Annotated in this window: 11 protein-coding genes; 5 read left to right on the top strand and 6 right to left on the bottom strand. The window is 37.1% G+C overall.

Annotated features, from left to right (window positions below; translation table 11 throughout):
• Nucleotides 1–90 precede the first annotated feature (90 nt).
• The 4 genes from CHRYMOREF3P_RS10080 to CHRYMOREF3P_RS10065 form a co-directional block, all read right to left on the bottom strand.
• The gene (locus CHRYMOREF3P_RS10080; protein WP_180564530.1) at nucleotides 91–1,503 is read right to left on the bottom strand and encodes an efflux transporter outer membrane subunit; all 1,413 of its coding nucleotides are present in this window, start codon (nucleotides 1,501–1,503) and stop codon (nucleotides 91–93) included.
• Between the two features lie 172 nt (nucleotides 1,504–1,675).
• On the bottom strand, nucleotides 1,676–4,858 hold the full coding sequence (locus CHRYMOREF3P_RS10075) for an efflux RND transporter permease subunit (RefSeq protein WP_180564529.1): 3,183 nt from the start codon (nucleotides 4,856–4,858) through the stop codon (nucleotides 1,676–1,678).
• 40 nt (nucleotides 4,859–4,898) lie between these two features.
• Entirely contained in the window at nucleotides 4,899–6,059 is a 1,161-nt protein-coding gene (locus CHRYMOREF3P_RS10070) for an efflux RND transporter periplasmic adaptor subunit (protein WP_077419051.1), read from the bottom strand.
• 366 nt (nucleotides 6,060–6,425) lie between these two features.
• Nucleotides 6,426–7,022, bottom strand: a complete 597-nt coding sequence (locus CHRYMOREF3P_RS10065) for a TetR/AcrR family transcriptional regulator (protein WP_047386447.1) — start codon at nucleotides 7,020–7,022, stop codon at nucleotides 6,426–6,428.
• 309 nt (nucleotides 7,023–7,331) lie between these two features.
• On the opposite strand from CHRYMOREF3P_RS10065, the gene CHRYMOREF3P_RS10060 reads away from it, so the two are divergent.
• The gene (locus CHRYMOREF3P_RS10060) at nucleotides 7,332–7,886 is read left to right on the top strand and encodes a thioredoxin family protein (RefSeq protein ID WP_077419052.1); all 555 of its coding nucleotides are present in this window, start codon (nucleotides 7,332–7,334) and stop codon (nucleotides 7,884–7,886) included.
• A 222-nt stretch (nucleotides 7,887–8,108) separates the two neighbouring features.
• Here the strand turns inward: CHRYMOREF3P_RS10060 and CHRYMOREF3P_RS10055 are convergent, their stop codons facing one another.
• Entirely contained in the window at nucleotides 8,109–9,014 is a 906-nt protein-coding gene (locus tag CHRYMOREF3P_RS10055; RefSeq protein WP_077419054.1) for an AraC family transcriptional regulator, read from the bottom strand.
• A gap of 123 nt (nucleotides 9,015–9,137) precedes the next feature.
• Between CHRYMOREF3P_RS10055 and CHRYMOREF3P_RS10050 the strand changes: the two genes are divergently transcribed.
• The 3 genes from CHRYMOREF3P_RS10050 to CHRYMOREF3P_RS10040 are packed head-to-tail and all read left to right on the top strand — an operon-like array spanning nucleotide 9,138 to nucleotide 14,303.
• Entirely contained in the window at nucleotides 9,138–10,367 is a 1,230-nt protein-coding gene (locus CHRYMOREF3P_RS10050; RefSeq protein WP_180564528.1) for an MFS transporter, read from the top strand.
• 2 nt (nucleotides 10,368–10,369) lie between these two features.
• Nucleotides 10,370–11,851 carry a trehalase family glycosidase gene (locus CHRYMOREF3P_RS10045; RefSeq protein ID WP_180564527.1) on the top strand — a complete coding sequence of 494 codons (1,482 nt, stop codon included), beginning with the start codon at nucleotides 10,370–10,372 and terminating at the stop codon, nucleotides 11,849–11,851.
• A 22-nt stretch (nucleotides 11,852–11,873) separates the two neighbouring features.
• Nucleotides 11,874–14,303 carry a TonB-dependent receptor gene (locus CHRYMOREF3P_RS10040; protein ID WP_077419362.1) on the top strand — a complete coding sequence of 810 codons (2,430 nt, stop codon included), beginning with the start codon at nucleotides 11,874–11,876 and terminating at the stop codon, nucleotides 14,301–14,303.
• A 136-nt stretch (nucleotides 14,304–14,439) separates the two neighbouring features.
• Here CHRYMOREF3P_RS10040 and CHRYMOREF3P_RS10035 read toward each other — a convergent pair whose 3' ends face one another.
• The gene (locus CHRYMOREF3P_RS10035) at nucleotides 14,440–15,078 is read right to left on the bottom strand and encodes an MBL fold metallo-hydrolase (protein ID WP_180564526.1); all 639 of its coding nucleotides are present in this window, start codon (nucleotides 15,076–15,078) and stop codon (nucleotides 14,440–14,442) included.
• Nucleotides 15,079–15,148: 70 nt separating this feature from the next.
• Between CHRYMOREF3P_RS10035 and CHRYMOREF3P_RS10030 the strand changes: the two genes are divergently transcribed.
• Nucleotides 15,149–16,369 carry a DUF5103 domain-containing protein gene (locus CHRYMOREF3P_RS10030; RefSeq protein WP_180564525.1) on the top strand — a complete coding sequence of 407 codons (1,221 nt, stop codon included), beginning with the start codon at nucleotides 15,149–15,151 and terminating at the stop codon, nucleotides 16,367–16,369.
• Nucleotides 16,370–16,547 lie beyond the last annotated feature (178 nt).

The following is a 16,547-nucleotide window of genomic DNA, read 5'->3' as shown; positions in this document are numbered from 1 at the left end:
GTTTAAATTCATATTGTAATAAACAGAAACAATACAAAAAAATGCGGTTCTAAAAAGAACCGCATCTTAAAACAAATATAATTTAATTTACTACTTCCAACCGCCGCCTAAAGCTCTGTATAAATCTACAATGCTGCTTAATCTCTGTCTTTTAATGGAAGCCAGATTCAACTCTGCCTGTAGGGAATTTCCCTGTGCTGTAATCACTTCCAGGTAATTGGCTGAACCTCCTTTGTAAAGAAGCTGTGCACTTTTTATTCCGTCTTTCAAAGTCGTTGCCTGTTCAGTAGCTTTTTGTTCCTGAGCTTTTAAGTTTTCATTGGATACCAAAGCATCTGAAACCTCACCTACAGCATTTAATACTGACTGACGGAATGCCAGAACATTTTTCTCTCTTTGAATTTTAGCTACTTCCAAATCTGTTTTCAACTGTCTTTTCTGAAAAATAGGCTGGGTAAGTCCTCCTAAAACTGATCCGAATAAAGAAGCCGGAATTTGGAACCAGTTATCAAACTTGAATGAATTTACTCCTCCATTAGCTGTAATTTTCAGTGCCGGATACATATTGGCCTGAGCAATTCCTACGGTAGCATTCGATTCCAGTAAAACAAGTTCCTGCTGGCGTACATCAGGTCTACGGCTTACCATAGCTGCCGGAAGTCCTGCAGTAATATTCTGAGGTAAAGAAGTATCAGACATTTCAATTGTTCTGTTTACTTTATTAGGCAGTTCTCCCACCAAAATGCTCAATGCATTTTCCTGAATAGCAATATTCTGTTCCAGTTGAGTAATCAGAAGTTCTGTTGCCTGTTTCTGTGCTGCGGCCTGCTGTACGCCTAAAGAGGTATTATCACCACTTTCCCACATTTTTTGTGTGATCATTAGGGTATTGCTGCTTAGCTCCAGATTCGATTTTGCAATAGCTAGTTGTCTGTCAAGCATCAACAGGTTATAATATCCCTGAGCAATAGCTGCTACTACCTGAGTCTGAACTGCTTTTGATCCTTCATAAGTCTGAAGATACTGCATTCTTGAAACTTCCTGCTGGTTTTTAATTTTCCCCCAGATGTCAGCTTCCCATGAAAGGTTGAAGGCTGCATTGTAATCTTCAACATGGTTTTGTCCTAAAAATGAATTTAAGCTTTTTCCGTTCATGCTGTTTTCTGAAGGTTTTGAAATTTGTGCAGAAACAGCGAATCCTACATCGGGATATTGCAGATATTTTGCCTGTTTCAGTTTTTCCTGTGAAGAGGCAACCTGTTTTAATGCAATCTGAAGGTCATAATTATTTTTGATTCCTTTTTCAATCAATCCCTGTAAAATAGGATCGCTGAAGAACTGTTTCCACTCCAGATTGGCTATGCTGGCAGTATCTGCAGTTGCGGTGTACTGAAATTTTTCCGGAAGTGGAAGCTCCGGCTCCGTGTATGCCAGTTTTGACACACACGAAACAGAGCCTATGGCCACCGCAAATGTTAGAATAATATTTTTTACTCTTTTCATAGTTTTTTAACTTTTAATTGAATACAAAACTTAGAGAGGTTTTCTGTTATGCAAAAATTGTCTTTAGTAGGAGAAAATATTTAGCTTTCCAAACCATTAAGAACAAATAAGAGACTCGTTAATCTTTTGTGATCTTAAAGTTTTCTCTAAGTTTTTGTAATTCATTTTTTTATTAGTGAGTAGCAGTTAAAAGTTCTTCCTCCATTTGTTTTTTCAGAAGTCTTTTCTGTTTTCTGCTTGGCATTTTTTCATGCAGGTACTGGAAGATCACATACATTACCGGAATAATAAAAATTCCGAATACTACTCCTGTAAGCATTCCTCCTACGGTACTGTACCCGATAGAGTGATTTCCTTTTGAAGAGGCACCTTGTGTCCATACCAGCGGAAGCATCCCCACGATGAAGGCAAAAGAGGTCATTAAGATTGGTCTTAAACGTAATCTTGATGCCTGAAGGGCAGATTCAATTAATGTTTTCCCTGCTTTTCTTCTCTGTACGGCAAATTCTACAATCAGGATGGCATTTTTCGCCAATAATCCTACCAACATGATTAATCCTACCTGAACGTAGATGTTGTTATCAATTCCTGCCAGTCCTGTGAAGGCAAATACTCCGAAAATACCTGTAGGAATCGTAAGAATAATAGCAAATGGAAGAATATAACTTTCATACTGAGCTGCGAGTAAGAAATAGACAAACAAAATACTTAAGAAGAAAATAAATGCAGTCTGCCCGCTTGTTTTGATCTCCTCACGGGTAATCCCTGTCCATTCGTATCCATAACCTCTTGGTAATGATTGCTGTGCAACTTCTTCTACCGCTTTGATGGCATCTCCGGTACTGTAGCCAGGTTTTGGAGTTCCGTTAATTGTTACTGCGTTGAAAAGGTTATTTCTTGTTACTGTTTCAGGACCGAAAGATCTTTTTAACGTTACCAGTGTTTTTGCAGGTACCATTTCTCCCGATTTATTTTTTACATAAATCTCCTCCAGAGAGTTGACGTCAGTACGATAAGGAATATCTGCCTGTGCCATTACTCTGTAATACTTTCCGAATCTGTTGAAATCTGATACAAAGCTACTTCCGAAATAGATCTGCATCGTCTGCATCAGCTCTGTTACAGAAACACCCAGCTGATTGGCTTTATCAGTATCTACATCAATGGTATACTGAGGGTTTCCTGCAGCATATGTCGTAAAGGCAAATGCAATTTCAGGTCTTTTCATCAATTCACCAATGAACTGCTGGGTGGTTGTTCCAAGCTGTTCAAAGGAACCATTTGTTTTATCCTGAAGCATGAATTCAAATCCGGAAACGTTACCGAATCCCTGAACAGTAGGGAAGTTGAAGAAGAATGCATTGGCATCTTTCACCTGGCTTACCTTTCCTGTTAAAGTTCCTGCGATCTGATCAGGATCTTTCATTTCACCACGTTTGTCATAATCTTTAAGCTTAATGAAACCTGCAGAATATGGAGAAGCATTGGCATTACTGATGAAGTTCATCCCATCGGCTACCCAAAGGTGGTTGGTTGCTTTCTCACCATTGATAATTTTATCAATTTGTGCTGTCGCTCTGTGCGTTCTTTCCAGTGAACTTCCCGGAGGAGTATTTACTGCATACAATACGAATCCCTGGTCTTCCGTAGGAATAAATCCTGACGGTGCTTTTTTAATCAGGAATATACTTGCTGCTGTAATGACTACAAGTCCTCCTATCGCAACCCATTTATTTTTAATTAAAAACTTAAGGCTATAGATATATTTTCTGGTCATGTTGTTGAAGCTTGCATTGAATGCATTGAAAAATCTTGCTCCAAAACCTGTTTTATGACCGTGTTCTCCATGTTCTCCCTGAGGGTCATTTAAGAACATTGCACACAACGCCGGACTTAATGTCAATGCGTTTACTGCTGAAATTAAAATCGCAATTGCTAAGGTAAACGCAAACTGTCTGTAGAAAACTCCTGCAGGTCCCTGCATGAAACCAACCGGAATAAATACCGCACACATTACGAGTGTAATGGAGATAATAGCTCCTGAGATTTCACTCATCGAGTTCATTGTAGCATGTTCTACAGGCATTCCCGTTTGTTCCATTTTAGAATGGACGGCTTCCACCACTACAATGGCATCATCCACTACAATACCAATGGCCAGAACCAATGCAAACAGCGTAAGCATGTTGATGCTGAAACCAAAGAGCTGAAGGAAGAAGAATGTTCCGATGATCGCAACTGGTACTGCAATAGCCGGAATTAATGTAGACCTGAAATCCTGAAGGAAAATATATACTACAATAAATACCAGAATGAAGGCAATGACTAAAGTTTCCACAACCTGATGGATAGATGCATCCAGGAAGTCTTTGGAATTATACATGATAATTGGCTTTACTCCTTTTGGAAGGGTAGTTTCCATTACTTTCACCTGACTTTCAATTTCAGTAAGGATTTCATTCGCATTGGAACCTGCAGTCTGTAAAATTGCAAATCCGGCAACCGGTTTCCCGTCTACTCTGTTTGTTGCCGTATAAGTATAAGAACCGAATTCTACTCTTGCTACGTCTTTTAATCTTAAGAATGAACCGTCACTATTGGCTTTAATAGCAATATTTTCATAGTCTTCATTCTTATTCAATTTTCCTTTGTATTTAAGGATATACTCATAAGTTTCCTTACTTCCCTGTCCCAAACGGCCCGGAGCGGCTTCAAGATTGTGATCTTTGATAGCTCCAAGAACTTCCTGAGGAGAAAGGTTGTTGGCAGCCAGTCTGTCCGGTTTCAGCCAGATTCTCATCGAGTAATCTCTTGTACCGAATACCTGAGCCTGTGCTACCCCTGGAATACGCTGTATCTGAGGAATAACATTAATCTTCAGGTAGTTTTGAAGGAATAGTTCGTCATATTGTTTTTCATTTTCACTGGTCAAACCCATGAACATGATCATACTGTTCTGTACTTTCTGGGTAGAAATCCCGGCCTGTACTACCTCCTGAGGTAATTGGCTCATCGCTTTCGATACACGGTTTTGTACGTTTACAGCTGCATTATCAGCGTCAGCACCCTGCTTGAAGAAGACACTCAGTGTCATTGTACCGTCGTTACTGGAATTTGAGGTCATATACGTCATGTTCTCAACTCCGTTCACGGCTTCCTCAATTGGGGTAGCAACCGAACGTGCTACAACCTCCGCGTTGGCTCCCGGATAGAATGCAGTTACCTGTACACTTGGTGGGGCGATGTCCGGAAAGAGGGCAATCGGTAAATTAAAGAGAGACAAGGCTCCCAATAATAAGAGTATTATGGAGATGACCGTTGAAAGGACCGGTCTTTCTATAAATTGTTTTAACATAAGAAGTTTATTTTTTAAAGTCTTCTGTATTCGGAATGGACTATAATGGTTTTGCTTTTAGTAAGCTGTCAGAAGAAATATTTTTCGGTCTGATAGATGCCCCGTCTTTCAAGCTTCCAATTCCTGTGAATACGATTTTTTCTCCAGGTGCAAGCCCTTCAGAAATAAAATAATAGCTATCTGTTTTTCCAGATATTTTGATAGGTCTTCCGGTTACTTTCTTGTCTTTACCCATTACATACACATATGTTTTATCCTGAATTTCGAAAGTAGATTCCTGTGGAATCACTACAGCATTCGAGATCAGTTGCGGCATGCGTACTCTTCCCGTGTTTCCGGTTCTTAAAGCTCCGTTGGCATTAGGGAAAACGGCACGTACACTGATGGCTCCGGTAGTTTTATCAAACTGCCCGTCTACGATACTCAGTTTTCCTTTTTCAGGATATGTACTGTTATCAGCGATCACCAATTCTACCATTGGCATATTTTTCAGTTTTTCTTCCAAAGTAGCGCCAGGATATTTATTCTGAAAAGCAATAAAGTCCAGTTCACTCAAAGAGAAATAAGCATAAATTTCACTGATGTCAGATAATAATGTCAATGGACTTGCATCTGTTCTGGAGATCAGACTTCCTTTTTTGAAAGGGATTCTTCCGATATAACCACTTACAGGAGCTGTAATGGTTGTAAATCCTACATTGATTCTTGCGCTCCCTACAGAAGCTTTAGCCTGTGAGGCAGCAGCAACAGCGGCTTCATAATTGGCTTTTGCTGTTTTTAGCTGTACATCAGAAACTACTTTAGCGGCAACCAATGGCTGAAGTCTGTCTACTTCTACTCTTGCCTTTTGGATGTTAGCATTGGCAACCTGTAGATTAGCTTGTGCCATATTCATTTGCTCACCATAGCTTCTGGAGTCTATTTTAAATAATGGCTGTCCGGCTCTTACGTAAGATCCTTCCTCTACATAGATTCTATCAAGATAGCCATCTACCTGAGATCTGATTTCAACATTATTTTTCCCTTCTAAGGCAGTAGGGAATTCCTGATATGTAGTAGCGGGTGATGTGAGAACGGTATAAACCGGAAGTTCTGGAGCTGGCGGCGCGGCATTGGATCCTTCTGCAGCCTTGGTACAGCTCTGTAAAAGAATTATACTTGCAATAAGTACAATAAACCTTGTTTTTCCAGGTATTTTCATTGTGGTTTAATTTTTTTAATGAAGTGTTAGATTTAAGTAAAGTTCTTTTTAATAAATGCTGTTTTTTTTCCTAACAGTGTTAATGATTAGTTCAAAAAAAATTACAGAATTTTTAATGTCCGATGAAGTCGATTGTTTCCATAATTGAAAATTGTTTTTAATGTATTTAAGTGTATAATGATGGTGTAAGGTGTGTTAATTTTACTAACAGTGTTAATTAATAAGCAAAAAAATGACTAATTTTAGCAGCTGAATACTATGAATTGCTTCATAAATGGTTTCATTTTTAATCAGGAATTACAGAATCATCTAAATTAATTAGGCGTTAAGTTTCCTAACGATGTTAATTTTAAATTCAAAAAAAATTTACAAAGACTTAATAAAAGCCGAAACAGTTTCGTCCAATGTCGTCTTGTTCATTGTGGAAGGGATATCAGCAGTACGCATCATCATAATAGAGATCATTCCGTGAACGGCAGAAAACAGAGCATGAGACATATGACATGCATTGTCAGGATTGGATCCGTTTTTCTTAATAATCTCATAGGTACATTCATAGATCAGTTCCTGGAATGATGAGAATTCTTTTTTCATCTGCCCTTTTCCACAGCATTGCATTCCAAGACCAAACATAAGCTGGTAATATTCCTTGTTTTTAAAAGCAAAGTTCCAGTATGCATCCACAATAGCAACCATTTGCTCTTCCGGAGTATCATGCTTCTGCTGAGCTTTTAATAATTCTATGTGTAACTTATGAAAGCCATCTAAAGAAATCTCAAATAGAATAGCTTCTTTATTTTCAAAATAATCATAGACTACAGGAGCACTATACTCAATAGCATCAGCTATCTTACGCATAGACAGTGAACCCCAGCCTTCAGTTTTAGCCAAAGTAAAAGCAGCCTGCAAAATATTTGCACGGATGGATTCTTTTTCTCGTTGACGGCGTTCATGTAGACCCATGATATTTATTTACTAACAGCGTTAGCAAAACTACAAACTTTTTAATATAACTTCCAAAGGATATTATACATTTAACTTCAAAAGAGGACGTATTGAAGATTTCATTCAATGGCTGGAAGCTGGAAGAATGGGAGCTGGAAGTTGATTTGTGGTAAAAAAAAATATTAATAGAATTTGACTATAACTATTTTTGAGACCTTAAAATCTTCCCTCCTCCAGCTTCAATCTTCTTTACTAAAGTTAAAATAGAAATGTCTTCTTCATAATTAATAAAAGAAATATCTATCTTTGCCGGTAAAGAAAAAGGATATGAATACTCCATCAAATATGCTGGCATTAGGAACAAAGGCTCCGTTTTTTGAACTTCCTAACCCGTCAAAAACGAACGAACTTCAGTCTTTGGAAGAACTGAAAGGAGAAAATGGTACTTTGGTGATCTTTATGTGCAACCACTGTCCATTTGTTCTTCATGTGATTGATAAGATCAATGAATTATACGAAGATTATAACGAGCGAGGAATAGAATTCATCGCTATCAATGCTAATAATATTGAGAAATATCCGGCAGATTCTCCTGAGAAAATGATCGAATTTCAGATTGAAAGAAATTTTGATTTCCCTTATTTATTTGATGAAAGCCAGGCGGTAGCAAAAGCTTACGATGCGGCTTGTACCCCGGATTTTTATTTCTTTGATGATAAACTGGATCTTGTGTACAGAGGTCAGATGGATGATTCAAGACCGGGAAATAATAAAGATGTTACAGGTGAGGATCTGATTATTGCTTTTGAAAATCTTTTGGCTGGAGAAGCGCAGGAAGAAATTCAAAGACCAAGTATGGGATGCAATATTAAATGGAAATAAGTAATGATCAGTTGCTGGTTATTCAGTTACTGGTTCTTATTCATACTAATATAAAGCTGCTCTTTTTGAGTGGCTTTTTTTGTTTCTTGTTTATTTATAGATCTGGTCTTTCCTTCGTGGATTTGGCAGATGTTTAATTCATAGCATATTTCTTCATCCACTTTGTCACTCCGTAGAAGTCTCAGAAAAGTTTGTTGACAGAGGAATTTCAACATGTCATTATCAAAAACTTACCTTAGCTTTAGTCTCTTTTTCAACTTTCAAATCTACATTGATGTTGTTGTGAGAATAATTCTTAATAAATTCTGAAGGCGTTTTCCCGGTATATTTTTTAAACATCCTATTGAAATAGGTCACATTATTGAAGCCGCAATGATAGCTGCATTCTGAAATCGACTTATCCTGTGCCATCAGCAGGCAAGCTTTATTGATTCTGTATCTATTGACAAATTCTGTAAAAGTGATCTGGGTTGCTTTCTTAAAGAAATTACAGAAAGCTGGCAATGTCAGGTTGGCGAGTCTGGCGACTTCTTCAATTTCAATTTCCCTGTCATAATGATGTTCTACATACGTGAAGATATTTTCAAGACGGGTTTTATTTTTGGAAATAATGGTGTAGGGCATGATTTCTTTGTTCAAAAGATCATAATCTTCACATTTTGAAAGCTCGAAAAGAATCTCAAGCAATAGCAAATACCTTTTGTAACCTTCCGATTCCAGCATAAGCTTCAATTTTGGAAGCATTACTTTTTTTACTTTATGATGAAAATGAATCCCGTATTTTGAAAGTTCCAACAGATTTTTGATAGATCTGGCTTCTACTTCCTGTTGGGGAAACTGCAGAATTTCTTCTTTGAATTGAAGTACAATTTCTTCATGAGGATCAATAGAATTCAGTCCAAATCCGGAGTGCGGAATATTGGACCCGATTAATACCAGATCTCCATTGGTGTAATTACTTTTATGATAACCCACATGGCGGGTTCCGTTCCCGGAAATGACACATACCAGTTCAATTTCGGGATGATAATGATACTCCCATTTGAATTCTGAAATAGGAGAGTTGTTATGAATCGTGCGGAACGAGCTCTTTTCATTAGGGATTACCCTTTCAAAAGTAACTTTCATTTAATTAATCATATTTAATTACTAAAAATACTAATTATATTAATATAGTTCAAATATTGATTTACTGTGTTAAATTATCGTTAACACAAATGCTTCTATCTTAGCCGACAAGAAATAACCTGAATGAAAAATATTAACATCAAGGCCGTTTTATTTTTAAATTATTTTGTCTTTGCCATTCTTCTGAATTCTGTAGGAACAGTCATTCTACAGGTACAGCAGAATTTTGGGATTTCAAAATCTTCGGCCAGTGTTTTGGAAGGGTTCAAAGATCTTCCCATTGCAATATGTTCATTCATTCTTGCTTCATTTCTTCCCAAAATAGGAATCAAAAAATCCATGTTGATTGCTTTATTTCTGGTAAGCTGTATGTGTTTTATAATGCCGTTTACCAATACCTTTTGGGTTTTCAAACTATTATTTGCAACAGTAGGAGTTTCCTTTGCTTTAATTAAAATCTCGGTTTTTACCTCTATTGGATTGGTAACGGAAACAGATAAAGAACATTCCAGTTTTATGGGATTTCTGGAAGGATTTTTCATGATTGGAGTTCTGGCAGGAAATGTATTATTCAGTTTATATATTGATGATCATAACCCGGAATCTACAAGATGGCTGGATGTCTATTGGATTCTGGGCGGGCTTTCCACTTTATCTTTTTTATTCCTGTTCTTTTCAAAACTGAATGAGCAGGAAGCCAAAAGTGAGAAAACAGACTTATTGGGAGATTTAAGAAATAGCGTCAGCCTGTTCAGTTATAAAAAAGTATTGTTCTTTTTATTATGTGCTTTCCTTTTTGTACTGGTAGAGCAGAGTTTTCAAACATGGACACCTACTTTTTATAAAGAAATTTTAAAAGTGCCTACCTCAATGAGTATTCAGGCGGGAGCCGTTTTGGCGGGAGCTTTTGCGTTGGGAAGATTTTTGTCGGGATTCTTTTCTAAGAAGTTCAACTGGATCTATGTAGTTTCTTTTTGTGTGATAGGCTTTGCTATCAGTTTATTGTTGGTTTTACCCCTTACCCATAATATTCATATAGATACAAATACCAGTTGGATGAATGCACCTTTGGTCGTTTATTTATTTCCTTTGATGGGAGGTTTGCTGGCACCGATTTATCCAAGCATTAATTCTGTAATTCTGGCATCTATCCCGAAATATTTGCACAGTGCAATGTCAGGTTTAATTGTTGTTTTCTCAGCAATTGGAGGAACGATAGGTTCTATTATTACCGGTTTTGTATTTCAGGAATTCAGCGGTCAGCAGGCATTTTATCTTTCCCTGATTCCGCTTTCATTACTGATCACTTCGGCAGTTTTCATGAATAAATTAAAAATTAATCCTAAAAAATAACAATGAGTAATCAGCTTTACATAAACGAAATTCAAACTCTTTTTGATGATGTACAGAGGTCTGAAATTTTTGAAGATCAGAAAATGATGACGGATGCAGTTCCATTATTTCCCATTGCAAAAATCAATGAGAAGTATGAAAAAGCAAAAGATATCCCTGGTTTTGATCTTAAAGATTTTGTGATGACCCATTTTGATTTTTTAGGGGCCAGAGTTTCTGTTCAGAGAAAAGAGCACCTTCCTATCAAAGAGCATATTGAAAAATTATGGGATGAATTGACCCGTACAGCTTCTGAAGAAAAAGGAACCCTTTTAAAATTACCAAAACCTTATATCGTTCCGGGAGGTCGTTTTAATGAATTTTTCTATTGGGACAGCTATTTTATTATGCTGGGATTAAAAGCTTCCGGCAGAATAGAAATGATGGAAAATATTATTGAAAACTGTTCTTACCTGATTCAGAATGTAGGATTTGTTCCAAATGCCAGCAGAACTCATTTCCTGAGCAGATCGCAGCCTCCTTATTTTTCATTAATGCTGGACCTGCTTTTTGAAACGACGAATGACGAAGGAATTTATACACAATATCACGACACTCTGGAAAAAGAATATGCTTTCTGGATGAATGGCGAAGAATGGCTGGGAAATAATTCCAGTGTAAAAAGAGTGGTTAAAACAATAGACGGAGATATTCTGAACCGTTACTACGATGCAGAAAATGCACCACGCCCTGAAAGTTATCTGATCGACATTGAAGATCATGAAAAAACTTCAGGAGATGAATTTTACAGAAATATAAGAAGTGCCTGTGAATCAGGCTGGGATTTTTCCAGCAGATGGTTTGCAGATGGAGAAAATATACAGACGATAGAAACACTGAATCTTGCCCAAATAGACCTGAATTGCCTTTTGTGGCATCTGGAAACGACTTTGGCAAAATCTTCAGCGCTTCAGAATCTGAGTGAAAAAGAAAATTATTTTTCAGAAAGAGCAGCAAGCCGAAGACAGATGATCAATAAATATTTCTGGGATAGAAATACTAACAATTATAAAGATTATCACACAAAAAAAAACACAAAAACACCGTCTGAACATATTGCTGCTCTTTACCCTTTATTCCTTGGAATTGCAGATCAGGAACAAGCGGAGGCTGTTGCTAAAGCTGTTGCCGAAAAATTTCTTTATAAAGGCGGGTTGGTTACCACCACTAAAAACTCAGGCCAGCAGTGGGATCTTCCCAATGCATGGGCCCCTTATCAGTGGCTGGGCTTTAAAGCAATGAAAAATTATGGCTTTGATGAACTGGCTGAGAAGATAAAAAACAATTGGTGTTCCAATGTAGAAAGAGTCTACAAGAATACCGGAAAACTAATGGAAAAATACAATGCATTAGACACAGAAACAATAGCAGGCGGCGGGGAATACCCTAATCAGGATGGGTTCGGTTGGACCAATGGAGTGTATTTACAATTACAACAAAACTGAAACTAACAATAAAAATAAGGCTATGAAAAAAAAATCAATCTTTTTAATCGCCGCAACAGCTACGTTATATTTTAATAATGCTTATGCCCAGGAAACTCCGCAGGATTCTGCAAAAATTTCCTCTATCGATCAGATTGTCATCACAGGAAATTCAAATCCAAAGAAAAAAATAGAATCCAGTACAGCGATTTCCACATTTAGTTCCAAAGAAATTCAAAAGCAGAATCCAATCAGTGCAGCTGCTTTATTACAAAGAGTTCCCGGGTTTGCGGTAGAAACTTCAGGAGGTGAAGTAGGAAACAACCTTTTTGCAAGAGGGATTCCTTCTGCTGGAGCTTATGAGTTTGTGCAGGTACAGGAAGATGGTCTTCCGGTTTTTGAAGACGGTGCCCTTCAGTTTGCCAATGCAGACAACTTTTTTCGTGTAGATAATTCGGTAAACCGTATGGAAGCTTTGAGAGGAGGTTCCGGATCTATTTTTGCAACCAATTCTCCCGGTGGTTTAATCAACTTTATTACCAGAGAAGGAACCAATGATTTCAGAGGTACAGCAAAACTGGAAACAAGTACATATGGATTAATGCGTACTGATGTGAATGTGGGTGGAGCTTTGGTTCAGGATAAACTATTTTTTAATGTAGGAGGTTTTTACAGAACTGATGACGGAATCAGAAAAACAGGTTTCAAAGCCAATAATGGCGGACAAATCAGAATGAATCTGAAATATGTATTTGATAAAGGCTATGTAAAAGTATATTATAAAAAACTGGATGACAGAAATACATTTTTCCTTCCTATTCCTTTGGTTCAAAATGGCAATAAGCTGAAAGGATTCCAGAATTTTGATCCTAATTACGGAACATACAGTTACAGAGCAATCAGCCAGCTGAATATACCACAGGCAGGAGGTGGATTTTTCAACAGAAATCTTGAAGACGGGATTCATCCGAAAGTAGATGCACTGGGAGCAGAGTTTAAATATGATCTTGGAAATAATTTCAGTGTTTTAAACAAGACCAGATACACCAATATCAACATGAATTATACAGGGATTTTCCCTGCAGGAGGTCCACAGACGATGGGGGAATTTGCTAAGAGCAACGGAATTGCCGGCAGCAATTATCAATATTCATTGGTGAGCAACGGAGCTGTGGTTAATCCTGAATATGTACAGAAACTGGGATTCTGGGCAATTGACAAACAAATGAATAACTTCGTTAATGATCTGCAGTTCAATTATAAATTTGACCAGGGAAATGTTACGGCAGGTTTTTATAAATCCAACTGGAAATCGCACCAATACTGGAACTGGAGTAATATCCTCACTACAGCCACAGACAGACCAGAATTATTGAATCTCGTAGATACTTCCCTTAGTCCATCAGATACCGGATATTCTAAAACTTATAATGGAGTTACCAATATGACGTTTTTACAGAGAGATACTCAAACTCAGGGAAGTTTAAACGATCTTTATGTAAACCTTGATTATAATATTACTGATGCTTTAAGTGTGAATGGAGGTCTTCGCTACAGCCATGATTATTACAAAGGGAATTTTGCCAATACAACCTCTTCCAATTTAAATAATTCAGGGTTAACAACTGATGGAACTCATGGTTTCAACACGACTACAGCCGATGATAATATGAGTGTACTTGGAAATAAATATACCTACTGGAATTATAATGTAGATAAGGTATCTTTCACATTAGCTACAAATTATAAGATCAATAGAGAGAATGCAGTGTATGCCCGTTTTTCCAATGGTTTCAGATCACCGAATGAAGAAGCATATTACAATTATTTCTCCAATCCGAACCCTGATAAACCTTTAAAATCAGTAACAACCAATCAGCTGGAAGTAGGATATAAATATTACTCGCGTACGTTTGATATAGCAGTAATTCCGTTCTATTCTACTTTGAAGAACCTGTCATTTACAGATGTTTTCTCTGATGGTAAATCCGAAAATACCTTCGCCAATACACAAAACTATGGAGTTGAATTAGAAGGTTTCGCCCGTTTATTCAATAATATTTTAGAAGTAACATTCAACGGGACAATCCAAAGTCCTAAATATAAAAACCTTGAGGCTGGAAGTGTTCTCGAAGGAAATGTGGTCAGAAGAATGCCTAAATTTTTCTTCAATATTTCTCCGGCAGTCAATATTACAAAAGCATGGAGAACCTATGTAAGTATGAATTACTATGGAAAGCGTTTCCAGGATGAGAAGAATGTACAGACTTTACCTTCTTTCACCGAATTTGGAGCCGGAATGTCTTATCAATTGGGGAGAATACGCTTTGCTGTGGATGGAACGAATATCTTTAATACAATCGGAATCACAGAAGGTGATCCAAGAGCGGGTTCTCCAAACGGAGATGGAATCATTATGGCCAGACCTATTATGGGAGCTGCCGCCAGAGCTTCAATCACGCTGGATTTCTAAATTCTATTTCTTTATAACAACAAAACCGTCGAACATACTGACGGTTTTGTATTTTTATGTTCTCCCAAAAGCAAATTTCACCAATTTAATGCTAAGTGTTACTCTCTGTTTAATCTGCGGGAGTTTTTATTTTTACTTATTTCAAGAACGGATTATACTGTTTCTCAAAACCAATCGAGGTAGGGTTTCCATGTCCTGAGAAAACCTGAGTATCATTATCTAAAATGAAAAGTTTCGATTTAATACCATCAATCAGCTGTTCATAATTACCTTTATATAAATCTGTTCTTCCGATACTGCCTTCAAAAAGGACATCTCCTGAAATCATGAATTTCTGATTTTCATGGTGATACACTACACTGCCCGGAGAATGCCCTGGAACATGGTAAATTTTAAACTTTTCACCATCCAGATCCAGTTCATCCCCTTCTTTTATATATTCCACATCTACTTTTACAGGATCTACCTGCATTCCGAATCTCATTCCGCTTGCCTGAAGCATATCCAGAACCTCCTGATCTTCCTGGTGCATCGTTACAGGTACTTTGAACGTATCAAAAGCCCATTGAAGCCCCAATACATGATCAATATGTGCGTGGGTAAGAAGAATTCTCTGAATCTTCAGTCCGTTTTCTGAAATGAAACTGTCAATAGCCTGAGTTTCCTGCCCTTTCATATTTCCCGGATCAATTAACCAAGCGTTTTTATTCTCGTTATAAATGATGTAAGTATTTTCGCTTGCAAAGTTGAATACGAAACCTTGAATCTGAAGCATATCTGAATATTTTTTATTCAAAAATACAATATTATTAAGAAAATGGCTATTTTTCGTTATCTTCGTCATAATGAAAACTTTGCGAATACTCTTACTTACTTTGAGCGGACTGGTTTTTGGACAAAATATCCAAAGTGTTCAGTTGTTCAACCCTCAGACCAATGATGAAACTCCGGTAATTAGAATTGGCGAACAGCTGGTTCTGGGCTTTGACGATCTTACAAACGGCAGCCAGATCTACAGATATACATTCAAGCATTATGACAGAAACTGGAATGATGATAATCTTTTTTTTACAGAATTTGCTGCGGGAAGTATGAATGCGCTTTTGGATCAGTTTCAGTATTCATTCAATACCTTACAGGCTTATACTCACTATAAACTTGTTTTTCCCAATGATAAAATCCAGCTGAAGATTTCAGGGAATTATGAACTGATTGTTTACAAAGATTCTGCAGATCAGCCTCTTTTCAAAAAAAGATTTTATCTGGTTGAAGATGCAACATCTGTGGGTTTAAATATTTCAAGATTTGCAGATGCAAAAAATCCTAACCTTAACCAGAGGGTAGAGGTGAATGTTTCTCCGAAAGGAGGAGATATTTCTTCCAATGTCAATTCAATCACAATGAATGTGATGCAGAATAACAACCCGAATATGGTGATTGCTAATCTGAAGCCAAGCAGTGTTTTAGGAAACCAGGTGCTTTTCCAGCAGATGAATCTTACGTTTCCGGGAGACAATGAGTTTTATTATTTCGATAATAAAAATATGAATATGGCAGCAGATATGGTGCGTACAACCGAAATAAAAGAAGATGTCAACCAGACCTATCTTCATCCGGTATGGGCGTTTCCTTTAAATTATCAATATCAGCCGGATGTCAACGGAGCATGGTATTACAGAAGAAATGATTTGGGTAGAGAAAGAGATGCAGAAAGAGAAGCTGACTATTCATGGGTGCATTTTTACCTTGAATCGGATCCGGTAGATAAAGAGATTTATGTTTTGGGTGGATTTAATAATTATAAACCAAGCAAAGAAAATCAGATGCAGTATGATGCAGCTACCAAACAGTATGTGGCTAAAATATTCCTTAAACAAGGTTTCTATAATTACGTTTTGGTGACCAAAGAAGGAAATGGAACATTGAATTTCGGTGAAGTAAACGGTAATTTCTGGCAGACGGAAAACCTTTACCAGGCATTTCTTTATTATGCACCTTTCGGAAGAAATTATGATGGTTTGATGGGATATGGTGAATTCAGGACACCAATTGCCAATAAACGATAAATCATGACCTGATATAATTTTACATAAAAATATACCCTATAATTTTGGACTGTCTTTTAAGATAGTCCTTATTTTTTGCCATTTTAAAAATATCAGACCTTAAAATATCAGATTAGAATTATTTTTTTTTGATTATAATGCACTATTTGGTGAAAAAAAATAATTCACAAAATTTTGA

Source organism: Chryseobacterium sp. JV274 (genome assembly GCF_903969135.1).
Taxonomy (GTDB): Bacteria; Bacteroidota; Bacteroidia; order Flavobacteriales; family Weeksellaceae; genus Chryseobacterium.
This window is presented reverse-complemented; position numbering and strand designations above follow the sequence as displayed.